A 23,683-nucleotide genomic window follows, 5' to 3' on the forward strand; every position below is an offset into this window, starting at 1 on the left:
CGTGGTCGGCGGACCACGGGGGCGTACGGCTCTGTAAGGCTGCCAGGCTCAGACGGACCGGTGGTACTGGTCCGGGACGTGGCTCTCGGCGCCCAGCTCGCGCGCCGCGTGGCGGGCGAACGACGGGTCGCGGAGCAGCTCGCGACCGAGGAGGATCGCGTCGGCCTCACCGTTGGCGAGGATCTTCTCGGCCTGCTCGGGCTCGGTGATGAGGCCGACCGCGGCGGCCGGGACCCCGGCCTCGTTGCGGACGCGGGCCGCGAAGGGGACCTGGTAACCAGGGCCGAGCGGGATGCGGACGCCCGCAGCGTTGCCGCCGGTCGACACGTCGATGAGGTCCACGCCGTGGGCCTTCAGCTCGGCGGCGAACCGGACGGTGTCGTCGGCGGTCCAGCCCTCCTCGCCCTCCAGCCAGTCGGTCGCGGAGATACGGAAGAGCAGCGGAAGCTCCTCGGGCCACACCTCGCGGACCGCGTCCACGACCTCAAGGGCGAAACGGGTGCGGTTCTCGTAGGAGCCGCCGTACTCGTCCGTGCGCTTGTTGGAGTGCGGGGAGAGGAACTCGCCGATGAGGTAGCCGTGCGCGCCGTGCAGCTCGATGACCTGGAAACCGGCGTCGAGAGAGCGGCGGGTGGCGGCCACGAACTGCTGGACGATCTCCTTGATGCCCTCGACCGACAGCTCGGCGGGGATCGGGTGCTTCTCGTCGAACGGGACCGCGCTGGGCGCGACGGCCTCCCAGCCGTACGCGTCCGGGCCCACCGGCGCGCCGCCCTTCCAGGGCCGGTCGGTCGAGGCCTTGCGGCCGGCGTGACCGAGCTGGATGCCCGGAACCGTGTTCTGCGACTTCAGGAACGACGTGATCCGGCGGAAGGCCTCGACCTGGGTGTCGTTCCAGATGCCGAGGTCCTGCGGGGAGATGCGGCCCTCGGGGGAGACGGCCGTCGCCTCGACGATGATCAGGCCGGTGCCGCCCGCGGCGCGTGCCCCGTAGTGCTGGAAGTGCCAGTCGTTCGGCGCACCGGTGAGCGGGCCCTCGGGAGCCGCGCTGTACTGGCACATCGGCGGCATCCACACGCGGTTGGGGATGGTCAGGGACCGCAGGGTGTAGGGCTCGAACAGTGCGCTCACGGCGGACTCCATTCGGTGTGGATCGCGGAAACGGCCTCGCGGATCGCTACGAGGACCTCGCTAGTACGATAGCCACCGTAGTACGGCAGGTGTCAAACTACGATGGTTCTCGTACAATGACGGTGACGCACCGCAGGCACCCAGCCACCCGTACCGCAAAAGGGGAGTCGTCCATGACGGCCGCAGCACCGCACACCGTGACCGCCGCCTCCGGCCGCACGCTCGCGCACCCCGCCCGTCCGGAGATCCGGCTCGAAGCGGTGCTGCACGCGCTGTCCGACCCGATGCGCCTGGCCGTCGTCCGGGAGATGGCGGCCTCTGCGGAGGCCGAGCTGTCCTGTTCGGCCTTCGACCTGCCCGTCACCAAGTCGACCACCACGCACCACTTCCGCGTGCTGCGCGAGGCAGGGGTGATCGAGCAGGTCTACCGGGGGACCGCCAAGCTCAACGGCCTGCGCAGGGCCGACCTGGACGCGCTCTTCCCCGGCCTTCTCGACGCCGTCCTCGACGCGGCCGACCGGCAGGAGGACCGGCTCGGCGAGGGCTGAGCCGCTCGGTCGCGCCGGCTACGACCCCCGCGCCGCGCCCAACAGGCCCTCCCAGTCCGGGATCTTCACCGAGCCCCGCCCGAGCCCGCGCCCCAACTCCGCCTCGGCCCGCTCGATGGCCCGCCACCCGTCCCACAGCACGGGCCGCGCCCCCGCCGCGATCAGACCGCTCAGCGGATCCCGCGCGGGACTGTCACCTACGAAGGCGACGGCATCGCCCAGATCGTCCAGGAGCGACGTGACGGTCTCCTTGGCGCAGGGACGGTTGGTGCCGATCACGCCGGTAGGGCCGCGCTTGATCCACCCAGCGACGTACTCGCCCGGCGCCACCCGGCCGTCCCGCAGCACCCGACCGGCCTCGTGCGGCACGGTGCCGCTGCTCTCGTCGAACGGGAGGCCCTCCAGCGGCACGCCGCGATAGCCCACCGAACGCAGCACCAGCTGCGCGGCGACCTCCTCGAAGTCGCCGGTGCCGGTCACGCCCCCGTGCCCGTCGGGCCGCGTCCGCTCGAAACGGACCCCGGCCACCCGGCCGTCGCCCCCCGCGAGCACCTCGACGGGGCGCAGGTAGAACCGCAGGTGGATCCGGCGGCGCGCGCCCCGTGGTGGCTCGGCGGCCCAGCCGCGCAACACCTCCACGTTGCGCCGCTGCGCGGCGGGCAGCCCTGATGTGTCGGCGTACGCCGGATCGAGCGCCAACTCGCTCTCGTCGACCACGACTTCGGTGTCCGGAAGTCCGCCCAGCTCGCGCAGCTCTTTCGTGGTGAAGCGGGCCTGCGAGGGGCCGCGCCGACCCACCATGTGCACGTCCCGGACCTCGCTCGCGGCGAGGGTGTCGAGCGCGGCGCGCGGCATGTCGGTGGGCAGGAGTTCGGTGGCGCCACGGGCCAGCATCCGGGTCACGTCCACCGACACATTGCCCACTCCGATGGCGACGGCCGAACGCACACCCCCTACGAAGCCGCCGTCGACCGCGTCCGGGTGGGCGCTGTACCAGGCCACGAAGTCGGTCGCCGACCAGCTGCCCGGCAGGTCCTCGCCCGGCACCCCCAGTCGCCGGTCGGCCGCCGCGCCCACGCAGTACACCACCGCGTCGTACAGCTCCAGGAGCCCCGCGGGCGGCAGGGCCGGGCCGATCTCCACCCCGCCGAGAAAGCGGACCCGCTCGTCCTCCAGGACCGACCGCAGATTGCCCTGCAACGACTTGATCTTCTCGTGGTCCGGGGCGACGCCGTAGCGCACGAGGCCGTACGGGCAGGGGAGCCGGTCGAGCACGTCGACGCGGACATCCGGAACCCGGTCCTGCCGTACGAGGCCCTGCGCGGTGTAGACCCCGCTCGGACCCGAGCCGACGACGGCGATGTGCGGCACGGGAGGCTCCCTCCGCCGGGGTGCTGATGTGTCCAAGCATGACACCGGGAGGCGCGGTGGGGGAGGGGGCGCGGCGTCGCTCAGGACATGTCGCGCATCCGCTCGATCTCGGTCGTCTGCTGCGCGATCACGTCGTCGGCCATCTCTTCCACCTGGATGTTGTTCCCGCCGCTCTTGACCTCCGTGGCCATCGTCACGGCCCCCTGGTGGTGCGTGATCATCAGTTTCAGGAACAGCTCGTCGAAGGCCTCGCCGCGGGCGGCCTTCAACTTCTTCAGCTGGGACTCCGTCGCCATCCCCGGCATCGTGTCGTGCGCGTGGTGGCCTTCGGGCGCGGTGTCGCGGTCGTACTTCTGGAGCCAGCCGCGCATCGTCTCGATCTCGGGCCCCTGCGCGGCGCTGATCCGCTCGGCGAGTCCCTTGAGCTTCGCCGACCCGGCCTGTTTCGGGGCCAGTTGGGTCATCCTCAGGGCCTGCTCGTGGTGCGTGATCATCATCTGCGCGTACGTGACGTCGGCGGAGTTCGGGGTGTCGTCCGCGCCGCGCTTCTTGGCGTCGTCGGCGGACAGGGTCTCGGCCGCGTCGCCCGGTTTGCCCGGCGCGATGACCGAAGGTCCCGCGGACGCACGGGAGTTGGCCTTGCCCGCGTCGTCCGCACCTCCCGAGTCGCACCCGGTCAATGCCAGCGCCGGAACCGCCACCAGCGCGGCGACAGCAACTTTCATGACGATTGCGTTGCCACCTATTGATCTGTGCATGAGGAGGACGATACTCGGGGAGATCCGTGAATCGTTCACGTACGAGCGAAGTCACCGTCACCCAAGGAGACAACAGTGACCCTGTACTCCCCGAGAACGCGGCGCAGACGCCTGGGAGTTGCCACCGCGGCAGTCGGACTCCTCGCGGCGCTGCTCGCGGCGGGCCCCGTATCGGCGACGCCCGACCCGGGCGACAAGTCGTCGGCCCCCAAGGGCGTTTCGAAGAGCACCGAGGCCGAGGTCGAGAAGGCGATATCCGCCGGCGACATACCCGGCCAGGACGAGATAGTCCACTCGGACAACATCCAGCACGTCACCAACATCCCCAAGGACGCGCTGCCCGGCACCAACTCGGACCTCGCCTTCCAGGGCAAGTACGCCTTCGCCGGGAACTACGACGGGTTCCGTGTCTTCGACATCAGCAACCCCAAGGCGCCGAAGACGGTCGCCCAGGTGCTGTGTCCCGGCTCCCAGAACGACATCTCCGTCTCCGGGAACCTGCTGTTCCTGTCCACGGACAGCTCCCGCAGCGACGACTCCTGTGCCTCCACCACCCAGCCGGCGACCGAGAAGTCGTCCTGGGAGGGCATGAAGGTCTTCGACATCAGCGACAAGAAGAACCCGAAGTACGTCTCCGCCGTCGAGACCGCGTGCGGCTCGCACACGCACACCCTGGTGCCGGAGAAGAAGAACGTCTACGTGTACGTCTCCTCGTACTCGCCGAGCGCGACGTTCCCGGACTGCAAGCCTCCGCACGACGGCATCTCGGTCATCAAGGTGCCCCGCAAGGCGCCGCAGAAGGCGGCCGTGGTGAACTTCCCCGTCCTCTTCCCCGGTGACGGCGAGGACGGCGGCGGCAACCCCGGCGGGCCCACCAACCCGGGTGTCTCCAAGACCACCGGCTGCCACGACATCACGGTCCTGCCCTCCAAGGACCTCGCGGCGGGCGCCTGCATGGGCGACGGCATCCTGTTCTCCATCGCGGACCCGGAGAACCCGAAGGTCATCGACCAGGTCCAGGACAACGTCAACTTCGCGTTCTGGCACTCGGCGACCTTCAACCAGAAGGCCAACAAGGTCGTCTTCACCGACGAGTTGGGCGGCGGTGGCGCGGCCACCTGCAACGAGGCCATCGGCCCGGACCGCGGCGCCGACGGCATCTACGACATCACCGGCAAGGGCGACAAGCGCAAGCTCGTCTTCAAGAGCTACTTCAAGATCCCGCGCCACCAGGCCGACACCGAGAACTGTGTCGCGCACAACGGCTCGCTGATCCCGGTCAAGGGCAAGGACCTCATGGTGCAGGCCTGGTACCAGGGCGGCGTCTCCGTCTGGGACTTCACGGACTCCTCCAAGCCCAAGGAGATCGGCTACTTCGAGCGCGGCCCGCTCACCACGGACAAGATCACGACGGGCGGCTCCTGGTCGGCGTACTACTACAACGGCTACATCTACTCGAACGACATCGCGAAGGGCTTCGACGTCCTGAAGGTCAACGATGCCCGCACCGACCCGGCGAAGAAGATCCGCCTGGGCGAACTGAACACCCAGACGCAGCCGGACTACTTCGGCTGACTGGTCCGTTCACCGTTGCCGGCCGGTGACAGCGGCTCGAAGTAGCGTGAGAAATCGGCCGGTCTGCCGTGAACGGGGTCCCCGCCGGACGACGCGTCATCCTCGTCGTCCGGCGGGAAGCCCCACCGCCACTCCAGGCCGTAGCGGCGGAACAGCTCGGCGCGCAGCGCCCTCAGCGGCATCGGCGCGCCGGGCACCAGGAGCGAGAACACGGCGCCCATCAACAGGGCCCGAAGCAGCGGGTAGTCCGTGTCGACGTCGAGCGTCCCGTGCCGCACGACGGTGTCGCGCAGCAGCGCCGCGAGCCGCTGCTGCTCCGGGCACTGCACGAAGCCCTCGGCCTGAAGGATTCCCGCCATGTGCGTGCGCATGAGGACGGGGTGGTCGCGGGCGAGGCCGAGGATCGCGTCGACGGCGCGGGCCAGGCGCTCGTCCCCGTCGTCGAGTCCGGGCCGCGGCTCCCGCTCCAGCGTCTCCTCAAGGGTGCGGTGCATCAGCCGGTGCACGGCGGACTGCAGCAACTGCCGCTTGCCCGGGAAGTAGTACGAGATCAGGCCGCGGGCCGAGCGGGCGCGGTCCGCGATGTCGCCGAGCGTCGTCGCGTCGTACCCACGTTCCCCGACGAGCTCCAACGTCGCCTGCAGGAGCCGCTCACGGGAACGTCGGCGCAACTCCTCATTGACCGATGCGCTGCGGGGGGACATTCTTGACTCCTGCGTTGACTGGCTCGCAGCCAACTATACTCAGCGCTTCCCGGCCACCGGCCTGTTGGGCGTGGTGTGCGCGGGAGGGCCGGCCGTATTCGGGCGACGCGGGGGATCGTCCGAATACGGCTGTGTCATGTGCGGGGGCGTCAGGTGAAGGCGGCTCAGATCATGCCGAGCACCGGCCGCAGCGCATCGGGACGGGCCTCGGCCGGCAGGTGGTCCACGAAGTGCACCGCGCAGCCCAGCTCCGCGGCTCCGCCGTCGGCGAGGCGGTCGTCACCCACCATCAGCGCGTCACCGGGCGCCACGCCCAACTCCTCGCAGGCCGCCGCGAACAGCCGCGGATCCGGCTTCGTGACGCCGTGCCGGTACGACAGGACGTACGCGTCGACGAACGGGTCGAGGCCGTGCTCGGCGAAGACGGGACGCGGGTCCCAGCCGATGTTGCTGATCACGGCCACCGGGACGCCGCGCTCGCGCAGCCCGGCGAGCACCTCAAGGGCGTCCGGGTAGGGCCGCCAGGCGGCGGGCGTCATGTGCCGGTCGTACAGGGCGTCGTAGAGCCGCTCGTCGGGCAGCGGCACCTGGCGGGCCAGGCCCGTGTACGCGGCGCGGTGCCGCGAGGCGTCCACGTCGCGGACGGCGACGAGCTCCGCGAGGTGCTCGGGGACGTTCGCCTGGTGCGTGCTGCCGCCCGGCAGCGCTCCCGCCGCCTCCAGCCCCTCGGCCGCACGCGCGAACTCCTGTGCCGACAGCGCGAGTTGGGTCTCGTCGAGCACGGCACGCAGCCAGGATTGGGTGGATTCGATACGGAAGAGTGTCCCGGAGAAGTCGAACAGCACGGCTTTGATCGTCATGCCGTCGATCCTCAGGTGTGTCGAACGCACTGGTCAAGAACGGGCGTTGGGTGCGACCCACTTGCCGTACGCCGCTGTGGACACCACCACCGTCAGCCCCCCGAACAGCCAGCCGGCCAGCACGTCCGACGGCCAGTGCACGCCCAGCCACAGGCGGGTGAGGCCGACGCCGAGCACCGACACCACGGCGAGCGTGAGCGTGGTGCGCCACAGTGCGCGCCCGGCCCCGTACCGCCGCAGCAGCCACAGGACGAGCGCGCACACCACGGTGGCCGTCATCGCGTGGCCCGAGGGGAACGCCGCGTAGTGCGCCGAGTCCACCGGCTCGCGCCACTGCGGGCGCGGCCGGTCGACGGCCGCCTTCAGGCCCTGTTGCAGCAGCGTGCCGACCAGGCAGGTGGCCGCCACCCAGCCCGCGAGCAACCAGTCCCGCAAGCGCCAGACGAGGGCCAGTACGATCACCGCGCACAGGGCCCGCATGGTCCACGGGTCCCACACCCAGTCGGTCAGGACGCGGTTGACGTGTGTGACGCCGGGTTCGGCGAGTGCCCGGACGTGCAGCGAGCGGGCGATGTCGCGGTCGAGGCCCATCAGCGGGCTCCACCGGAGCGCCACCAGGACGAGCAGCAGGGCGGAGGCCAGGGCCAGCGCGGTGGCGAGCGCGAGGACGGGTCGGGGGCGTCGGGTCGTGGAGTCGAGCCGTACCGGGTGCATGGGGAAGATCCTCGCGCATCGGGCGCCGCGCGGGCCATCCCGGTGGGCGGGTCGGCGTGGTGCTACCCCAGCGCCCGCAGCGCGGGGACGAAGGTGACCAGGAGGGGGACGAGCGGGATCAGCGCCGCCGAGGCCGTCAGGCGTAGTCGGTGCGCGGGCGTCAGGCGCGAGGGCGGGGCGAGCAGCCGGTGCACGCGCTGCGGGACCTGCGTGTGCGGCGTCGGGCAGGGCCCGAACACCCCGCGGTCCTCGTTGAGTTCCACCAGCGCGAGCGCGATGCTCATGCGCCCGAAGCGGCGCGAGGCGACATCGTCCGCCGCCAGCTCCACAAGCCGGTGCATCTCGTCCCGGAACGAGGCGAACACCGGAACCTGCGGAAAACCGGACGCCAGCGCGCCCGAGCAGTGCAGCAGCCAGTCGTGCCGCCACCGCGCGTGACCCATCTCGTGCGCGAGCACCGCGTCCAGCTGACGTCCCTTCAGGCGCTGCAACGCGGCGGTGGTGATGATCAGTTGGGGTGTCGCTCCCGACATCCACCAGGCGTCCGGGCGCTTGCCCTCCAGGATGACGAGGCGGTCGGGGCCCGGCTCCTCGCCCGGCAACAGCGGCGCGCGCTCCAGGAGTTCGGACCGCCTCGCGCGTCGCCTCGCCCGCGCGCCCCGCACCTCGCGCACCAGCATCGCCGCCGTCCACGCCCCGCCCAGGGCGAGCGTCACGGCGACGGTCGCCGCCCACGGCCCCGCCGCGCGCAACGCGTACGCGTCCACGACCCCGTGCGGTGCCGCGGCGAACACATGGCCGCGCACGGCGCCCCAGGCTGCGGCCGCGCTCAACGTCATCGACAAGGCGCAGCACAGCAGTACGCCCGCCACCACGCACTGCCACGCCCACAGCGCGACGATCGGCTCCCGCTCCGTCCAGTCCGAGCGCGCGAGGAGTCTCGGCGCGACCAGGGCGGCCAGGGCGCCGAGCAGCAACAGTGCTACGGGGACCGTCATGGCCGTCACCCTATGAGGCGAGCGCTACCCACGGGTATGACCTGGCGCGTCAAGTGACGCACGCCACGGTTTCGTTGATCGCCGCGCTACATCGTCAGCAGCATCGCCAGCATCCCGATCCCCATCGAGAGCCGGCACGCCCGCGCCAGTTCCGGCCGGTCGCCCCAGCCGGCAGCGGCCACAGGACCGGCGGGAACGAGGCGGGCGCCCGACCACAGGACGTAGACCGTGAAGTAGAGGAGAAGGGCTCCCGTGAGGGCCGGGGCGCCCGCGCCGCCGTGGTGCGCGTGGGCATCCGGACGGACGGCCATCGCCACCGCCATGTACGCCATGGCGAACGTGCCCACCAGGTGATGCAGGTGATGGGTTCCCGTCCGGGACGCCCACAGGGCGCGGAGCGCGGCGGCCCCGAACACGGTCGCATACAGCAGCCACGCCCAGTGTGGGGGCGTGAGCACCGCCGCGGGGACGGCCATCAGTGCCATCCCGAATCCCATCAGGGCCTCGCCGCCGGCCGTGCGGCGCTGCTCCTCGACGTCGCTGCGCAGGCGCAGCAGGCAGTACGCGCCGGTCGCCGCGCACAGTGCGACCAGCAGCCACGCGGCCGAGAGCGGTCCGTGCACCGGGTCCCCCATCCTGTCCGTCCCGACTTCTGTCTCGTCATCGGCGTCCATCACGTGTCCGTCAGGGAGATGCCCCGGCGGGCAGGGGCGTATGGCGGCGCAGGGGAGCACGGGCGGTCGCGCGGATCGTTTACGGGTAAAACACCTGCTAAGGTTTCCTTATGAGCAGCACACCCCCGTCACCTCGCACCCCCGCAGTCCATCGCCTCCCGCTCGCCGGAGTGCTGCGCCTCAACAAGCCGTCGGACGTCTGGCTCAAGCCCGCGACCAGTGTGGTCGTCGCCACCGCGATACCGAACCTGGCGCTGCTCGCCCTCGGCCGGCTCGACCTGGCCATGTACACGATGGCGGGCAGCCTGTGTGCCCTGTACGGACACAACCTCCCGTACGCGGCACGCGCGCGTGCGCTGGCGTGGGTGGTCGCCGGGATGCTCGCGAGCATCGCGGTCGCCCTGGTCTCCGCCTCGCTCACCTCGTCCGCGGCCGTCCTCGTCGCCATCGGCGCGCTGCTCGCCGCCGCACAGAAGACGCTGTGCGACGCCACCCGGATCGGGCCGCCCGGACACCTGATCTTCACGTTCATCAGCTCCGCGACGCTGTTCGCTCCGCAGACCCTCGGCCAGGTGCCCGGCCATCTCGCGCTGACGCTGGCCGCCGGTGCCGTGTCCTGGATCGTCGGCATGGCCCCGGCCCTGGTCCGGCCCCACGGCCCCGAGCGCCGCGCCACCGCCCGCGCGCTGAACGCCGCCGCCGCGTACGTCGAGCGCCCCGAGCACGCACCCGCCCGTGGTGCGGCGGCCGCCGCCGTGCACGCCGCGTGGCAGTCGCTGCTCGCCACCGGGGCGCGCACCGAGGCGCGGCGCGCCCTTGAGCGGCTCGTGCTGCGCGCCGAGGTCGCCATCGCCGCACCCGGCGACACCGACGCGGGCCGGCTGCGCGCCTGGGCGGGCGGGCTGCGCGGAGCGGGCTCGGTGCCGCGGCCCGCGCGCATCGCCGGGATGGACGACGAACTCCTCGGCATCGAGGCCGAGCTCGCGGACAGCAAGCCCTCGCTGTGGCGGCGGATCGGCCCCGGCTCCCCGCTGCTGCCCATCGCCCTGCGTACGTTCGTCGGCTGCGCCCTCGCCGGATACGGTTCGCTCGCCCTCGGTGTCGGCCGCCCCTACTGGGCCCTCGTCACCGCCGCCTCGATCTACCAGGCCAACATCACGCTGTCCTGGAACCGCGGCGTTCAGCGCGTCGTCGGCAACATCGCCGGTGTCCTCGTCTTCGCCGCCGTCGTCCCGCTCGCCCACGCCAGCCGGCTCGCCCTCGTACTGTGCTGCCTCGCCTGCGCCTTCGGGGCCGAGGCGCTCATCACCCGCAACTACTGGCTGGGCAGTCTGTGCGTGACGCCGATGGCGCTGCTGGTCACCGAGTTCGCCCGCTACCAGGAGCCCGGTGAACTGATCGGCGACCGCATCGTCGACACCCTCGTCGGCGCCGTGCTCGGCGTCGTCGCGGCCATCGTCGTCACCAACCGGCGTGCCACCGACGGCATCGAGCAGGCCCTCGCCGCGAGCGACACCGCCCGCGAGAGCGCCGAACGCACCCTCGCGCTGCCCGCCCCCGGCCACGCCGCCCTGGAGACGGCCCGCCGCGGCCTCACCGCCGCCCTCGTCGAACTGCGCGCCGCCGCCGACACCGCGGCCGGCGAGTGGTGGCAGCGCGCCCTGCCGGAAGAGCGCGTCCTCGCCGCCGAACAGTCCGGCCACCGCACGCTCGCGGCCACGGTCCGGCGGCAGGCGATGACGGGCGACCCGAGTGGTGCGGGCGCCCAGAAGTAGCGGATAGTGGCGGACGCACCACGTTCGGCCCATGAGGAAGGTCCGGTCAGGCAGGCATGAGCACGCAGCAAGACGCGGCGGCAACGGGGCCGCACGACATCGTGTCGTCGGTCGTACGGCAGTGGCAGGCCGTGCGCCCCGACATCGACACCGGCCCGATGGAGATCATCGGCCGCATCAACCGGTGCGCCGCGCTGCTCCAGCAGGCCGAGGACGCTCCGCTGCGGCACGCGGGCCTGACCAGGGCCGAGTTCGACCTGCTCGGCACGCTGCGCAGGACCGGCCGCGAGCTCACCCCCGGCGACCTCGCCCGCGAGACGTTCGCCTCCGGTGCCGCCGTCACCAAGCGCCTCAAACAGCTCCAGGAACGCGGCCTCATCTCCCGCCGCGGCGACACCCGCGACCGCCGCGTCTCCCACCTGAGCCTGACGGACGAGGGCCGCGCCCTCGTCGACGAACTGCTCCCGAGCCAACTCGCGTACGAGGGCTCGGTCCTCGCAGGTCTCGGCGCGGACAAGGACGCCCAACTCAGCGGTCTGCTGGGGGATTTGCTGCTCCAGCTGGAGGGACGACTGGGCGCGGGCCCGCCCTAGGGAGCTGCTGCGGGCGCTGAGTGCTGTGCCTGCTCGGGCCCACCCACGGGGGGTCAGCGCGGCACCGTCGCCCCCTCGATGCCGTACTCCTCCCGGCGGCCGCACATGCCGAGGCCGCCGTGGCGTGTCGGCATGGAGGTGTGGGCGGTCGACGTGGACAGGTAGGCGTCGGCCTCGCCCCGCTCCAGGGCGTCGAGTTGGGCGCCCGTGCGCTCGGCCGCCGTCAGGGCGCCGGTGCGCCACAGCTCGCGCCAGGCCGCGACGCGGGGGCGGACCAGGTCGGCGGCCGCCCGCTGGAACGCGCGCAGCGGTTCCGCGTCGCCGGCCGCGAGCGCCTCGCGCAGCGGCAGATAGCCCTCGACCGCGAGATCCCGGCGACGGCGCGCGGCCGCCTCCGCCCCGGGGCCCGCAGGAAGCGCCGCGGCCGCCGCGTACTTCTCCGGGTCGGCCAGATACTCCGGCGGGAACGTGAACACCGCGTCGCCCGCCTCCGGCAGCCCGCTGTTCTGCATCAGGACGGTGATCCGCAGATCCTCGCCCTGCACCATGCGGTGCACCGTGCCCGGCTCGAACCACGCGAGCGAACCCGCCTCAAGAGGCGTGTCCCGGTAGCCGTCCGGGCTCAGCGTCTGCACCGCGCCGTGCCCGCCCGTCACGACGTACGCCTCCGTGCACACCAGGTGCAGATGCGGACTGCCGCCACAGACACCGTCCGCCGCCCGCCAGTCGTACGCGGAGATGTGGGAGAGACCGATCCCGCCGGGCAGCGGCCGGTCGAGGCCCGAGGCGTCGGGGCTCACCACGCGAGTTCCTTCAGGCGGCTCGCGACCCGCTCCTCGTCCCAGGCGCCGTCGGCGACCACGATCCGGTACCGGTAGCGGAACGTCTCACCCGCCGGCAGCTCGAACTCCTCGAAGAACGCCCAGGAGAACGCGACCGTCGGAATCGGCTGCGAGCGCACGAACCAGTGCGAGGCGTGGACCGCCCGCGTGGCGTCGAGGTTCTCCGGAGCGTGCTCGAACACCAGCGTCGAGTGCGCGTCGACGTCGTCGTGCTCGCCGGTGAACGCCAGCCACGGACCTTGCGTGCCCATCAACTCGCCGTCGGAGGCGTCTCCTTGAGGCCCGAACACCTTGCCGCCCGTGAAGTCGCGCGGCCCGCGCCACTGCAGGCCCGTGTACCCGGCCATCTCGCGCCCCGCGGTGGTCGGCGAGCCGAAGCGCAGCGCCTCGCCGTCGGCGCGGGTGTTCGTCAGCTCGATCGACCAGTCGACGGCGTACGAACCGGACTCCGGGTCCACCGCGTGCACACGGACGCCGCGCCGCTCGTGAGCCCACTCGGAGCCGCCGTTCTCGATCCAGGTCAGGCGCTCGGTGAAGCTCAGCTCATCGGTACCGGCCTCGACGGAGTCGAAGCCGTCGTGGCGCATCGAACCGATGCGATCGTGCAGCGGGAGGTAACCCTCGCCGTGGACATAGGAGTTGCCGCCCCAGAAGTTCTGCCCGGACAGGTGGCTGGCCGTCATCTGCAGGCCCTTGTGCCAGCGGTGGTCATTGGGCCGGTAGCCCGAGACGAGGTTGCCGGACAGGGTGCGCAGCGGATGCACGTACGGCTTGCGGGCCTCGAAGGCGTCCGGGTCCGGCTTGTAGACGTAGGAGAAGAGGTCCGTGCCGGTCGCGGTGGAGCGCACCACGACGCGGTCGCCGTGGGTGTGGGTGATTTCGAGCGAGTTCTCGGCGCTGCTCACTGCTTCGGGCTCCAATCCGGGTGGTCTCCGTGCATCGTGGCGTAGAACGGGTCGCCGGGGCCGATCTCGCCGGCCGCGACCGTGGCACCGGTGAACGCCGACTTGTACAGCGCGGCGGCGAACTCCAGTGTGCTGCGGGCGCTTTGGCCGCTGCCGGGCGGGCGGCTGCCGACGTCGTACGCGTCGAGCAGCGCGGTCAGCTGCGCGGTGTGTGAACTGGGTACGTCGGCGGTGGGCGCGGGCGGTTGCTCGCTGCCCGGGGCCGGGGTGTAGTGCCAGTCGTCGTTGCCGTGCCCGTACAGGTGCGTCAGCTCGACCGTGGCCTTCTCGCAGTCGATGCGGATGCGGCTCGTCTCGTCGGGCGAGAGCACGGAGTTGACGACCGTACCGAGGGCGCCGTCCTTGAAGCGGACGAGTGCGGTCGACACGTCCTCGCTCTCCGTGTCGTGCACCAGGCGGGCCGCCATCGCCCGGATCTCGGTCCACTCGCCGAGCAGATGCAGCATCAGGTCGTACTGGTGGATGCCGTGGCCCATGACGGGACCGCCGCCCTCGCTGGCCCAACGGCCGCGCCAGGGCACCTCGTAGTACGCGGCGTCCCGGTACCAGGTCGTCTGGCAGTGGGCGACGAGCGGACGGCCGAGCGTGCCCTCGCCGAGCAGGGAGCGGGCGTGCACGGCGCCCGAGCCGTAGCGGTGCTGGAAGACGACGGACGCGTAGGCGCCGCCGGCCTCCTCGGCGGCGGCGATCTCGTCGTACTCGGCGAGGGACAGGGTGAGCGGCTTCTCGCACAGCACCCAGGCGCCGGACTTGAGCGCCGCGATGGTCTGTTCGCGGTGGAACACCGGCGGGGTGCCGATGAGGACGAGGTCCGGCCTCGCCTCTTCGAGCATCGCGGTCAGGTCGGTGTGCACGGAGACGTCCGCGAACCCGGCGTCGGCGGCCTGGGCGCGGAATCCGTCGAGGCGGGCCTGGTCCACGTCGACGGCGGCGACGAGTTCGACGCGATCGCGCAGGGAGACGAGGGCGGGCAGGTGGCTGCCGGTGACGATCGCGCCCGTGCCGACGACGGCGGCACGCAGACGGGATCCCTGGCGGGCGGGGCTTGGCATGCGGGTTCCTCGCGGAGAGCTGTCGGAGGGGGAAAGCGCTTTCCGTGTCTGTGACCCTAAGTGGGTGACGCGGGTCCGGACAAGAGGGTCCGGGGGTCCGGCCGGCGATCGAGGCCCACATTTTGAAACGTCTCAGTCGCTTCGCTTCCCCGGATGGGAAAGCTTCCGGAATCCATTGACACGGGCGTACGCCGCGGGTTCGTATGGACCCGCCCGCAGGTCGACCACCCTCCGCTGTCGAGCGCGGAGCCGCGAGGCCACCACCAATAGAGCGTTTCAAGAGCGGTTGCGGCTGCCTCCTGTGCAAGCGCTTTCCATTCGGTGCTGCGGCCTGATCACACCTAGGAGAGCCATGAGCGTGACCGCGTCAAAGGAGTCGCGTACCGCGGACGCGCCCGCCACTGGGCGGGCGATGTCGAGGAAGGCCGCGGCCAGCGGCTGGATCGGCAGTGCCCTCGAGTACTACGACTGGTTCATCTACGCCCAGGCGGCGGCGCTCGTCTTCCCGGGGATCTTCTTCCCGGAGGGCAACGCGACGATCGCCGTGCTCGCGTCGCTGGGCACCTATGCCGTCGGCTACGTCGCGCGCCCCATCGGCGCCGCCGTGCTCGGCCACTGGGGAGACAAGAAGGGCCGGAAGAACGTCCTGGTCCTGGCCATGTTCCTGATGGGTGTCTCCACGTTCGTGGTGGCACTGCTGCCCACCTACAGCCAGGTCGGGATCATCGCGCCGATCCTGCTGACCCTCGTCCGCCTCGTGCAGGGCTTCGCCGTGGCGGGCGAGCTGAGCGGGGCCAGCGCGATGATCATCGAGCACGCTCCGCACGGCAGGCGCGGCTTCCTCGCGAGCTTCGCCCTGCACGGGACCGTCGCCGGGCAGATCCTCGGCGCCGCGATCTTCCTGCCCATGTCGATGCTGCTGTCCGACGAGGCCTTCACGTCCTGGGGCTGGCGCGTCCCGTTCGTGCTGAGCGCCGTGGTCGTCCTCGCCGGCTTCCTGATCCGGCGGCGCGTGGAGGAGACGAAGACCTTCGAGGAGCAGCAGGAGGCCGGTCCCGAGGCGCACAAGGTGCCGCTGGTCGAGGCGTTCCGGGAGAACTGGCGGGAGATCGTCCGCGCGGTGGGCATGACCCTCGTCAACGTCATCGGCGTCACGGTCTCGGTGTTCGGCGGCGCCTACGCGACGCAGTCCGGCTACGGCGTCGGCATGAGCACGAGCGTCTACCTCTGGATCCAGATCGCCGCGAACGTGGCGGGCATGTTCGTCGTCCCGGTCTTCGGCCACCTCTCCGACCGGTTCGGCCGCCGCCCGATCATGATCGGGGGCGGTCTCGCGGCGGGTGTGCTCTGCTACCCGTACCTGTGGGCGGTCAGCGCGAACAACGTGCCGCTGACCTTCGTACTCGCGGTCCTCTCCTGGGGCATCGCCTACCAGTGCTGGAACGCCACGTTCGCCTGCTTCTTCCAGGAACTGTTCCCGGCGGCCCGCCGTGTCACCGGGTTCGCGCTGGCGCAGAACATCGGCCTGGCGATCGTCGCCTTCCTGCCGACGATCTTCACGCTGGTGGCTCCGCCCGGCTCCTCGAACGTGCCGCTCGTCATCGGCACCCTCTGCCTCGCCATCACCGTCGTCGCCTCGATCGCGACGTGGAAGTCCCCGGAGACGTACCGCGTCCCGCTCGACCAACTCGGCAGCCCGGACGCGAAGCCGTTGTCCCGTGAGGCGTATGAGGAGCTGCGCGCGGCGGGGAAGTAGTGAGGCCGCGGCGCGGGCGTGGAGTCGGGTAACGCGTCGCTGGACTCGCCCGGTTCGGCCGACACGGGACGACCGGCCCGGGCGTGTGCCGTGAGCAACTCCCCAACGCCGACGGGGCCTGCGCCCCGGTGACGTCAGGTGATCGGGAGATCCGGTTTCTCCGGGGACATCGAGCGGCCGTCGACCCGCGCCGCGATCACCTCGTGCAGCTCCTCGGCCGAGAGATACGCGTCGGTCATCTCGAAGTCCCTGAGCGTCGCGGGACGGTGCCGCTGGAAGCCGGTGCGGACGAAGTCGTCGCCGGCGACCGCGTTGAGGCCCCAGTTGGCCGCCGTGCGGAACCGCGCCGTCAGGGTGCGCAGCGCGCCCAAGTGGTAGCCGCGCGCGACGACTTGGGCGGGCAGCCCGGTCAGCTGGATGCCCAGCGGCTTCGACACCGCCTGGATGCCGCCCAGGTCGACGACGAGGCCCAGGTCCTTGTGGCGGTAGGGCGTCAGCGGGGTGCCGCGCACCGACGCGAGGATGTTGCGGGCGGCCGCCCAGCCCTGCCGCATCGCGTGCTGCGCGGTCGGCGGGCACATCGCGTCGCCGCCCTTGACGAGGTCGGGGACGGCGGCCGCGTCGCCCAGCGCGAACACGCCGTCGAGCCCGGGCACGGTCAGCTCGGGTGTCACCACCAGCCGGCCGCGGTTGGTCTCCGCCCCGAGGGTCGCCACGAGCGGGCTGGGCGCGACACCGGCCGTCCAGATCAACGTGTGGCAGGGCAGCTCGCGCCCGTCGGTGAGCGTCACCGTGTCCTCGGTGACGCTCGCCACCGACACCCCGAGCGAGACATGCACCCCGCGCCGCTCCAGGATGTCCATGGCCTTGTCACCGAGCCGCTCGCCCAGCTCCGGCATGAGCTTGGGGGCCACATCGACCAGGTGCCACTTGATGAGCTTGGGGTCGAGTCCGGGGTAGCGCTTGACCGCCGCGGTCGTCAGGCGCTGCAGATACGCGGCCGTCTCCGTGCCCGCGTAGCCGCCGCCGACCACGACGAACTGCAGGCGCGCGGCCTGCTCGGCCGGATCGGAGCTGGCCGCGGCCAGGTCGAGCTGGGTGATCACGTGGTCGCGGATCCAGGCCGCCTCACCGAGCGTCTTGACGCCGACCGCGTACTTGTCCAGGCCGGGGATGTCGAACTGGCGCGTCACGCTGCCCGGCGTGAGCACCAGGTAGTCGTAGTGCTCGATGCTGACCTCGCCGTTTATCTTCCGTACGACGACGGCCTTCGCCTGCGGGTCCACGCCGATCGCGCCGCCCGGCACGATCGAGGTGCGCCGCAGCATCCTGCGCAGCGGCACCGCCACGGACTGCGGTGTGAGCACGCCGGAGGCCACGTGCGGAAGCAGTGGCAGATACAGCTGGTGCGCGGTGGGGCTGATGAGCCGCAGCACCGCCTCTCCGGGCTTGAGCGACTTCTCCAGCTTGTGCGCGCACTCCATCCCGGCGAATCCCGCGCCGATGATCAGGATCCGGGGCACGGACGACGTACGGGAAGCGCTGGTGTTCCGCGGAGTGGTCATGTCGGATCTCTCCTGGGGTGGGCTGCGTGGGAACGGTGGGCGTCGTCGATCCCTGCGTATCCGGATTCGGCACACCGAATCCCGAACTCACGCCATCCTGCGCCCCCGGCCGGGCCACCGCACGCGTTCTACGGACAGCACGGCACACCCGGCCCGCGTCCCCACCGCCCCGAACCACCCTGTACGCGGGGCTCCACGGCCTACGCCGTTCGGGCGATGCGGACGTCCGAGCCAAGGCGGTTCAGATTCCCGGCCGGTATCGGATCGGATGTTCCTGCGGCACCTCCACGAGGACGATCTCGTGGCCGTCCGGGTCCGTGATCCACATTTCGATGAGGCCCCACGGCTCCTTGACCGGCTCCCGGACCACCGTGACGCCCCGTCCGGCCAGCTCCTCGTGCGCCGCGTGCACATCGGCCACCTGCATCCACAGCTTGAGGCTCGGGACCGGAGGCTCCGCGGAGCGGCCCGCCACCTCCAGGAATCCGCCGCCGAGGAAATACACGGTGCCCCGCTCGGGCCCGGTGCCGAACTCCCGGTAGACCGCGAGGCCCAGCGCCTCGCCGTAGAACGCCCGTGACCGCTCGGGGTCGGTCGGCCGGATCAGGACCCTGCTGCTCAGTACGTGAACCATGCCGACGGAGCGTAGTGCGCCCGCGTTAATCTCGACGGCGTCCCGCACGCTCGCCGCCCTCAATCAATCTGGAGGCCCTCACATGACCACCGTCGACCTCGTCTTCCGTGACGCCGGGCCCAAGGACGTCGACGTGCTCGTCGCCCTCATCGAGTCGGCCTACCGAGGGGACTCCAGCCGGACCGGCTGGACCACGGAGGCGGACATCCTCCAGGGGCAGCGGACCGACCCGCAGGGCGTGCTCGAGGTCATCGAGGACCCCGACAGCCGGCTGCTCACGGTGGAGCGGGACGGTGCGGTCGTCGCCTGCTGCCAGCTGGAGCACCGCGGCGAGTACGCCTACTTCGGCATGTTCGCGGTCAGCCCCGCCCAGCAGGGCGCGGGCCTCGGCAAGACGATCATCGCGGAGGCCGAGCGCAGGGCCCGCGAGACGTGGGGCGTCGGTGAGATGCACATGACGGTGATCGACGCCCGCGAGGACCTCATCGCCTGGTACGAGCGCCGCGGCTACCGCCGTACGGGACGGTTCAGCCCCTTCCCGTACGGCGACGAGCGCTTCGGCATCCCGCAGCGCGACGACCTCAGGTTCGAGCTGCTCGTCAAGCCGCTTCCGTAGTCAGTCGGCGCTCACGCGGTGAAGCGGCCGGTGCGCTTGATCTCCGGGTAGTCGGTGGTCGCGCCGTCGAGGCCGAGCGCTCGTACGAGCCGCAGATCGTCCTGGGTGTTCACGACCCAGCCGATGATCCGCAGGTCGGCCTTGCGGGCGTGCTCGACGATCTCCTGCGTGAGCCGCCGGATGTTGAGCACCAGCGTCGTGGCGCCCGCCGTGACGGCCCGCTCGACGACGCCGGTGCCGTAGCGGCTGGCGACGAGCGCCGTGCGCACGCCCGGCACGAGCCGGGCGATCTCGGCGATCGCCTCGTCGTGGAACGAGATCACCTCGACCCGGTGCACCAGATCGCGGCGCAGCATCACATCGGCGAGCGCCCGCGCCGCCGCCGTGTCCTTGATCTCCGCTTGCAGAGGGGAGCCGACCGCGTCGAGCACCTCCTCGAAGACCGGTACGCGCTCGCCGCGCCCGGCGTCGAGGCCGCGGATCTCGGCGAGGGTCTTCTCGGCGATCGGCCCGCTGCCGTCCGTGGTCCGGTCGACGTCGGCGTCGTGCATGACGACGAGCGCGCCGTCCTTGCTCAGGTGCAGGTCGAGTTCGATGATGTCGAGTCCCCCGCGCTCGGCGGCGACGAAGGACCTCAGGGTGTTCTCGGGTTCGAGACCCATGGCTCCGCGATGCCCGATGGTGAGGAAGTTCAAGGTCGTCTCGCCTCCGTCGACTGCGGCTCGGTGCTGCCGCGCGGACGCGACAGACTCGTACACTAACGGGCCGTCTGCGTCAGGGAACCGTGCCTACGAGAAGGACCGGAGTCATGGGTTCTGGTGCCCACGACCCCGAGGATCAATCCGGTGATCACGGCGGCGACGAGGACGGCACGGGTACTCATGGCGGATGCGCCTCCGGGCGGTACGGGCAGGGGTGCGGCCCGTCCTACCGGGCGGGTCACCCTCGGCGCGAGTTCGCTCACCCGGTGGTGGGCGCGTCCCCGTCGGCGTTGACTTCTGGGGCGGCGGGCAGCGCGTCGAGGTCCGCCAACATGCCCTGAGCGAGATCCACTTCGGCCGCCAGGTGCCGCTCGCTCCAGCGCAGCGCGATCTGCGGGTGCGCCCACGCCTCCACGCCCTCCGCCCGCGCGAGCGCGTCCCGAACCTCCTTCAACTCGCCCTCGGCGCGCGCCACATGCTCCTCGACGAGCGTGCGCAGCCGCCCCGGGGCGGCGAGATGCCCCAGCCATACGCGCAGCAGCACCGGGTGCCGCAGCGACACGGCGGCCGTGTCCCGGTCGCCGGCCGCCCATGCGGCGAGCGCGTCCCGGCCCGCGCGCGTGATGGCGTACGTGCGTTTGGTGCGCGGCTCCTCCGGGCCCGAGCGCCGGGACGTGGCGTAGCCGAGCCGCTCCAGCCTGCGCAGCTCGGCGTAGATCTGGCTGAAGGCGGGGGAGCCGTAGAAGAAGCGCAGTGACGCGTCCGCCCACTTCTTCAGCTCGTACCCGGTCCGCTCGCCGGGCGGGAAGGACAGCAGCCCGAGCACGGCCCAGGCGGTCGGCGGCAGCTGCGTGTTCGGCATGGCTCCGCATTGAAGCCAGCGGAGGTCACGGGCGCAAGACCTGCTGCCTGCGCAGCTGAGCCGAGAGGTGGTGCTGGAGCGGTTGGCCGACGGCCGCGAGGTCGTGGGTGAACGTGAGGGTGTCCTCGTCGGCGAGCGCGTAGCGGCGCCCCGTCGCGTCGACCCGCTTGGCGGTCGGAGTGAGGCCCACGGTGTGCGTCGCGAGCTCGACCGTGCCGTCGGCGGCGGCGCCGACCATGATCTCCGCGATCCCCGTGGGCTGCGTGATCAACGCCTCGACGCGGCCCTCGGGCTGGATCCGCCACCAGCCGCTCTCGCGCGCGGCGGGCCGCACGGGGGCGTCGTCGGCGTCGATCAGCCAGGCCCGCGCCTCGTACCGCAGGAAGGGCCTGCCGTCGTGGCTGAACGTGACCTCCTGCGCGTACGTGAAGTCGCTGTCCAGGGTGGGGTATTCGCCCCGGCCCCGGCCGTGCCAGCTGCCGAGGAGGCCGAGGACGGGCGCGAGCAGCGGGTGCGGCTCGGGGGTCTCGCCGTACGGGTAGGCGGGCGCGGGCGTGGGGTCGAACACGGGTGGCTCCTGGGGCTAGGGGGTTACCGGGGAAGCGTAGAGCGTGGCCGGATCGCCCGCAGCGCCTGTGTGGAGCGTCGTGCCCCTTCCCATCTCTGACGAGTCGTCATATAGCTACTAGTCATATGGAGCCCGCCGCATCCACTGCACCGACAGCACTCACTGCACCGACCGCTCGGGAGGCACCGTGAAGTTCAGCGTCATCTTCGAGGCCCAGCTCGCCGACCCCACCGTCGAACGCGAGCACCAGCTGCTGCGCGACAGCGTCGAACAGGCCGTGCTCGCCGAGGAGATGGGCTTCGACCGGATCTGGGCGGTCGAGCACCACTCCCTCAAGTGGTACGCGCACATGTCCGCGCCGGAGATCTTCCTGACCTGGGTCGCGGCCCGCACCACCCGCATCCGCGTCGGGCACGGCGTGGTGTGCATGCCGTTCAACTTCAACCACCCCGCGCGCGTGGCCGAGCGCGCCGCCATGCTCGACCTGCTGTCCGGCGGGCGGCTCGACCTCGGGGCGGGGCGTGGCGGCACCACGCAGGAGACGTCGCTGTGCGGCGTCGACAAGGAGCGGACGACGCAGGAGGTCGAGGAGGCGCTGCGGATCATCGGGAAGGCGTGGGAGAAGGACGAGCTGGAGCACCACGGACCGCTCCTCGACATCGACCCGCACCCGATCCTGCCCCGCCCCGCGCAGACCCCGCACCCGCCGCTGTTCCTCGCGTGCAGCCGCACGGAGACGCTCCGCCAGGCCGCCGAACTCGGCGTCGGCGCCCTGGTGATGGGCTTCGCGGGCCCGGAGGCGATCGCCGGCATGCGCGGCGCCTACGACGCGGCGATCGCGGCCCGCACCCCGGAGCGCCATGTCTCCTCCGTCGTCAACGACCACTTCTCCGTGCTCTGCCCGACGATCGTCCTCGACGACCGGGAGACGGCGCGCAGCATCGGCATCCGCGGCCAGCGCTTCTTCGCGCAGTCCATCGGGCACTGGTACGGCGGCGCGGGCATCCCCGACGAGGCCGTCGTGGAGGGCGCGGACGAGGCGGAGGAGATGCGCAAGGCCGCCGAGCAGGTCGTCGCCCGCCTCCACGAGCACCACATCCCCGTCCGCCCCACCGCCACGGCCACCTTCAACGCGGACCACGCGTACGGCACCGCCGACGACGCCATCGCCTACGTGGAGCGCCTCCGCGACGCGGGCGCCGACGAGATCATGTGCCTGATCCAGATGGGCACGGTGCCGCAGGAGGCGTGCATGGAGACGCTGCGGCAGTGGGGCGAGAAGGTGATGCCGCACTTCCGCGGCGAGGGCGGTGCGTGATGCCCGCCGCTGGGCAGGGATCCGTCCGCCACCCCGCGATCGCACCGCCACACCGACCCAGGAGCCGTCCATGACCCCCGAACCGGCCGACCGCCTCGCACCCGGGGCGCGCCCTCTCGTCGACGCCATCGCCGCCGCGTTCCCCGACCTCGGTGGCGCCGTCACCGATGCCGTCGAGGCCCGCCGGATCCTCGCCGCCGCCCCCGATTCGCCGTTCCCCGCGCCCGTGGTGGGGGCGGTGGAGGACCGCGAGATACCCGGGCCGCCGGGCGCGCCCGCGATCCCCGTGCGCGTGTACCTGCCGGAGCCCGACGAGGCGGCGGGCCCCCGCCCCGTCGTCGTCTTCTTCCACGGTGGCGGCTGGGTCATCTGCGACCTCGACAGCCACGACCACACCGCCCGCGCCCTGTGCAGGGACGCGGGCGCCGTCGTCGTCTCGGTGGACTACCGGCTCGCGCCCGAGGCCCCGTTCCCCGCCGCCGTCGAGGACGCGTACGCCGCCGTGTGCTGGACCGCCGACCACGCACGCGAACTGGGGGCCGACCCGGGCGCGTTGACGGTGGCGGGTGACAGCGCGGGCGGGAACCTCGCCGCGGTCGTCGCGCAGATCGCGCGCGACGAGGACGGTCCCGGCATCGCGTGCCAGGTCCTCGTCTACCCGGCCACCGACGCCCGCCAGAAGTCCGGCTCCTTCGACTCCAACGCCGAGGGCTACTTCCTCACCGCGGCCCACTGCGGCTGGTTCCGCGAGCAGTACCTGGGCGCGGACGGCGACCCCGCCCACCCCCGCGTATCGCCGCTCCTCGCCGAGGACCTCGCAGGGTTGCCCGCCGCTCACATCGTCACCGCCGGCTGCGATCCGCTGTGCGACGAGGGCCGGGCGTACGGGAAGGCGCTGCGCGACGCGGGCGTCGCGGTCACGGAGGACCACTTCCCGCAGATGTTCCACGGCTTCTTCGGCTTCCCCGCACTCCTGGAGGACTCCCGGCAGGCCCTGGCCGGAGCGGTAGAGGCGATTGTGAATACCGCCTGCGACAGGAAAAACAGCGGTGATCTGGGGGGTGGCGCAGGATAATTTCCCGATACCCCCCTTGTGGTCGGGA

At 71.7% G+C, this 23,683-nt stretch carries 24 protein-coding genes; 8 read left to right on the forward strand and 16 right to left on the reverse strand.

Annotation, left to right across the window (positions count from 1 at the left end):
- Positions 1-48: 48 nt before the first annotated feature.
- Positions 49-1,131 (reverse strand): NADH:flavin oxidoreductase/NADH oxidase, encoded by a 1,083-nt coding sequence (locus ACFYWS_RS10930; RefSeq protein WP_389272762.1) that lies wholly within the window; start codon positions 1,129-1,131, stop codon positions 49-51.
- A 173-nt stretch (positions 1,132-1,304) separates the two neighbouring features.
- Between ACFYWS_RS10930 and ACFYWS_RS10935 the strand changes: the two genes are divergently transcribed.
- The gene (locus ACFYWS_RS10935) at positions 1,305-1,679 is read left to right on the forward strand and encodes an ArsR/SmtB family transcription factor (RefSeq protein ID WP_389272765.1); all 375 of its coding nucleotides are present in this window, start codon (positions 1,305-1,307) and stop codon (positions 1,677-1,679) included.
- Between the two features lie 18 nt (positions 1,680-1,697).
- On the opposite strand, the gene ACFYWS_RS10940 is transcribed toward ACFYWS_RS10935, so the two are convergent.
- Together ACFYWS_RS10940 and ACFYWS_RS10945 are read right to left on the reverse strand one after the other, a co-directional pair.
- Positions 1,698-3,050 (reverse strand): NADP oxidoreductase, encoded by a 1,353-nt coding sequence (locus ACFYWS_RS10940; protein WP_389272768.1) that lies wholly within the window; start codon positions 3,048-3,050, stop codon positions 1,698-1,700.
- An 80-nt stretch (positions 3,051-3,130) separates the two neighbouring features.
- Complete coding sequence (locus ACFYWS_RS10945; RefSeq protein WP_389272771.1) at positions 3,131-3,775, reverse strand: DUF305 domain-containing protein; 645 nt, start codon at positions 3,773-3,775, stop codon at positions 3,131-3,133.
- Positions 3,776-3,883: 108 nt separating this feature from the next.
- Here ACFYWS_RS10945 and ACFYWS_RS10950 point away from each other — a divergent pair, with 108 nt between their 5' ends.
- The gene (locus ACFYWS_RS10950; protein ID WP_389272774.1) at positions 3,884-5,383 is read left to right on the forward strand and encodes an LVIVD repeat-containing protein; all 1,500 of its coding nucleotides are present in this window, start codon (positions 3,884-3,886) and stop codon (positions 5,381-5,383) included.
- Here the strand turns inward: ACFYWS_RS10950 and ACFYWS_RS10955 are convergent.
- The 5 genes from ACFYWS_RS10955 to ACFYWS_RS10975 all read right to left on the reverse strand — a co-directional run bounded on the left by ACFYWS_RS10955 (position 5,371) and on the right by ACFYWS_RS10975 (position 9,282).
- Entirely contained in the window at positions 5,371-6,087 is a 717-nt protein-coding gene (locus tag ACFYWS_RS10955; protein WP_389272777.1) for a TetR/AcrR family transcriptional regulator, read from the reverse strand. The genes ACFYWS_RS10950 and ACFYWS_RS10955 overlap by 13 nt on opposite strands.
- 164 nt (positions 6,088-6,251) lie before the next feature.
- Positions 6,252-6,947 carry an HAD family hydrolase gene (locus tag ACFYWS_RS10960; protein WP_389272781.1) on the reverse strand — a complete coding sequence of 232 codons (696 nt, stop codon included), beginning with the start codon at positions 6,945-6,947 and terminating at the stop codon, positions 6,252-6,254.
- Between the two features lie 33 nt (positions 6,948-6,980).
- On the reverse strand, positions 6,981-7,661 hold the full coding sequence (locus ACFYWS_RS10965; RefSeq protein ID WP_389272784.1) for a phosphatase PAP2 family protein: 681 nt from the start codon (positions 7,659-7,661) through the stop codon (positions 6,981-6,983).
- A gap of 62 nt (positions 7,662-7,723) precedes the next feature.
- A complete protein-coding gene (locus tag ACFYWS_RS10970; protein WP_389272787.1) occupies positions 7,724-8,659 on the reverse strand; it encodes a M56 family metallopeptidase in 936 nt (311 codons plus the stop codon).
- An 86-nt stretch (positions 8,660-8,745) separates the two neighbouring features.
- Positions 8,746-9,282 carry a DUF5134 domain-containing protein gene (locus ACFYWS_RS10975; protein ID WP_389274073.1) on the reverse strand — a complete coding sequence of 179 codons (537 nt, stop codon included), beginning with the start codon at positions 9,280-9,282 and terminating at the stop codon, positions 8,746-8,748.
- A 161-nt stretch (positions 9,283-9,443) separates the two neighbouring features.
- Here ACFYWS_RS10975 and ACFYWS_RS10980 point away from each other — a divergent pair, with 161 nt between their 5' ends.
- Positions 9,444-11,108, forward strand: a complete 1,665-nt coding sequence (locus ACFYWS_RS10980) for an FUSC family protein (protein WP_389272790.1) — start codon at positions 9,444-9,446, stop codon at positions 11,106-11,108.
- Between the two features lie 56 nt (positions 11,109-11,164).
- Positions 11,165-11,701, forward strand: a complete 537-nt coding sequence (locus tag ACFYWS_RS10985; RefSeq protein WP_389272793.1) for a MarR family winged helix-turn-helix transcriptional regulator — start codon at positions 11,165-11,167, stop codon at positions 11,699-11,701.
- A gap of 53 nt (positions 11,702-11,754) precedes the next feature.
- On the opposite strand, the gene ACFYWS_RS10990 is transcribed toward ACFYWS_RS10985, so the two are convergent.
- The 3 genes from ACFYWS_RS10990 to ACFYWS_RS11000 are packed head-to-tail and all read right to left on the reverse strand — an operon-like array spanning position 11,755 to position 14,560.
- A complete protein-coding gene (locus ACFYWS_RS10990; RefSeq protein WP_389272795.1) occupies positions 11,755-12,504 on the reverse strand; it encodes a cupin in 750 nt (249 codons plus the stop codon).
- Positions 12,498-13,448 (reverse strand): PmoA family protein, encoded by a 951-nt coding sequence (locus ACFYWS_RS10995; protein ID WP_389272798.1) that lies wholly within the window; start codon positions 13,446-13,448, stop codon positions 12,498-12,500. The genes ACFYWS_RS10990 and ACFYWS_RS10995 overlap by 7 nt, the downstream gene beginning before the upstream one ends.
- Positions 13,445-14,560 (reverse strand): Gfo/Idh/MocA family protein, encoded by a 1,116-nt coding sequence (locus ACFYWS_RS11000; RefSeq protein WP_389272800.1) that lies wholly within the window; start codon positions 14,558-14,560, stop codon positions 13,445-13,447. The genes ACFYWS_RS10995 and ACFYWS_RS11000 overlap by 4 nt, the downstream gene beginning before the upstream one ends.
- 358 nt (positions 14,561-14,918) lie before the next feature.
- Here ACFYWS_RS11000 and ACFYWS_RS11005 point away from each other — a divergent pair, with 358 nt between their 5' ends.
- Entirely contained in the window at positions 14,919-16,316 is a 1,398-nt protein-coding gene (locus tag ACFYWS_RS11005) for an MFS transporter (protein WP_389272803.1), read from the forward strand.
- A gap of 134 nt (positions 16,317-16,450) precedes the next feature.
- Here the strand turns inward: ACFYWS_RS11005 and ACFYWS_RS11010 are convergent, their stop codons facing one another.
- Entirely contained in the window at positions 16,451-17,881 is a 1,431-nt protein-coding gene (locus tag ACFYWS_RS11010; RefSeq protein ID WP_389272806.1) for an NAD(P)/FAD-dependent oxidoreductase, read from the reverse strand.
- A gap of 241 nt (positions 17,882-18,122) precedes the next feature.
- Positions 18,123-18,515, reverse strand: a complete 393-nt coding sequence (locus ACFYWS_RS11015) for a VOC family protein (RefSeq protein ID WP_389272809.1) — start codon at positions 18,513-18,515, stop codon at positions 18,123-18,125.
- An 82-nt stretch (positions 18,516-18,597) separates the two neighbouring features.
- Between ACFYWS_RS11015 and ACFYWS_RS11020 the strand changes: the two genes are divergently transcribed.
- Positions 18,598-19,131, forward strand: coding sequence for a GNAT family N-acetyltransferase (locus ACFYWS_RS11020; RefSeq protein WP_389272813.1), 534 nt, complete (start codon positions 18,598-18,600; stop codon positions 19,129-19,131).
- Between the two features lie 11 nt (positions 19,132-19,142).
- Here ACFYWS_RS11020 and ACFYWS_RS11025 read toward each other — a convergent pair whose 3' ends face one another.
- From ACFYWS_RS11025 to ACFYWS_RS11035, 3 genes are all read right to left on the reverse strand, one after another.
- Positions 19,143-19,826 carry a glycerophosphodiester phosphodiesterase gene (locus ACFYWS_RS11025; protein WP_389272816.1) on the reverse strand — a complete coding sequence of 228 codons (684 nt, stop codon included), beginning with the start codon at positions 19,824-19,826 and terminating at the stop codon, positions 19,143-19,145.
- 265 nt (positions 19,827-20,091) lie between these two features.
- Positions 20,092-20,694 carry a PadR family transcriptional regulator gene (locus ACFYWS_RS11030; RefSeq protein ID WP_389272819.1) on the reverse strand — a complete coding sequence of 201 codons (603 nt, stop codon included), beginning with the start codon at positions 20,692-20,694 and terminating at the stop codon, positions 20,092-20,094.
- A gap of 25 nt (positions 20,695-20,719) precedes the next feature.
- Positions 20,720-21,262 (reverse strand): FABP family protein, encoded by a 543-nt coding sequence (locus tag ACFYWS_RS11035; RefSeq protein ID WP_389272822.1) that lies wholly within the window; start codon positions 21,260-21,262, stop codon positions 20,720-20,722.
- A gap of 187 nt (positions 21,263-21,449) precedes the next feature.
- Between ACFYWS_RS11035 and ACFYWS_RS11040 the strand changes: the two genes are divergently transcribed.
- Complete coding sequence (locus tag ACFYWS_RS11040) at positions 21,450-22,580, forward strand: LLM class flavin-dependent oxidoreductase (protein WP_389272825.1); 1,131 nt, start codon at positions 21,450-21,452, stop codon at positions 22,578-22,580.
- Positions 22,581-22,650: 70 nt separating this feature from the next.
- Entirely contained in the window at positions 22,651-23,655 is a 1,005-nt protein-coding gene (locus ACFYWS_RS11045; protein WP_389272828.1) for an alpha/beta hydrolase, read from the forward strand.
- Positions 23,656-23,683: the final 28 nt, after the last annotated feature.

Source organism: Streptomyces sp. NPDC002795 (genome assembly GCF_042888725.1).
Lineage (GTDB): Bacteria > Actinomycetota > Actinomycetes > Streptomycetales > Streptomycetaceae > Streptomyces.

Coding starts and splice junctions, on each gene's coding strand:
- ACFYWS_RS10935 (WP_389272765.1), top strand. CDS start 1,305: ATGACGGCCGCAGCACCGCACACCGTGACCGCCGCCTCCGGCCGCACG.
- ACFYWS_RS10980 (WP_389272790.1), top strand. CDS start 9,444: ATGAGCAGCACACCCCCGTCACCTCGCACCCCCGCAGTCCATCGCCTC.
- ACFYWS_RS10985 (WP_389272793.1), top strand. CDS start 11,165: ATGAGCACGCAGCAAGACGCGGCGGCAACGGGGCCGCACGACATCGTG.
- ACFYWS_RS11015 (WP_389272809.1), bottom strand. CDS start 18,515: ATGGTTCACGTACTGAGCAGCAGGGTCCTGATCCGGCCGACCGACCCC.
- ACFYWS_RS11030 (WP_389272819.1), bottom strand. CDS start 20,694: ATGCCGAACACGCAGCTGCCGCCGACCGCCTGGGCCGTGCTCGGGCTG.
- ACFYWS_RS10965 (WP_389272784.1), bottom strand. CDS start 7,661: ATGCACCCGGTACGGCTCGACTCCACGACCCGACGCCCCCGACCCGTC.
- ACFYWS_RS10960 (WP_389272781.1), bottom strand. CDS start 6,947: ATGACGATCAAAGCCGTGCTGTTCGACTTCTCCGGGACACTCTTCCGT.
- ACFYWS_RS11045 (WP_389272828.1), top strand. CDS start 22,651: ATGACCCCCGAACCGGCCGACCGCCTCGCACCCGGGGCGCGCCCTCTC.
- ACFYWS_RS10970 (WP_389272787.1), bottom strand. CDS start 8,659: ATGACGGTCCCCGTAGCACTGTTGCTGCTCGGCGCCCTGGCCGCCCTG.
- ACFYWS_RS10945 (WP_389272771.1), bottom strand. CDS start 3,775: ATGAAAGTTGCTGTCGCCGCGCTGGTGGCGGTTCCGGCGCTGGCATTG.
- ACFYWS_RS11010 (WP_389272806.1), bottom strand. CDS start 17,881: ATGACCACTCCGCGGAACACCAGCGCTTCCCGTACGTCGTCCGTGCCC.
- ACFYWS_RS11020 (WP_389272813.1), top strand. CDS start 18,598: ATGACCACCGTCGACCTCGTCTTCCGTGACGCCGGGCCCAAGGACGTC.
- ACFYWS_RS11000 (WP_389272800.1), bottom strand. CDS start 14,560: ATGCCAAGCCCCGCCCGCCAGGGATCCCGTCTGCGTGCCGCCGTCGTC.
- ACFYWS_RS10955 (WP_389272777.1), bottom strand. CDS start 6,087: ATGTCCCCCCGCAGCGCATCGGTCAATGAGGAGTTGCGCCGACGTTCC.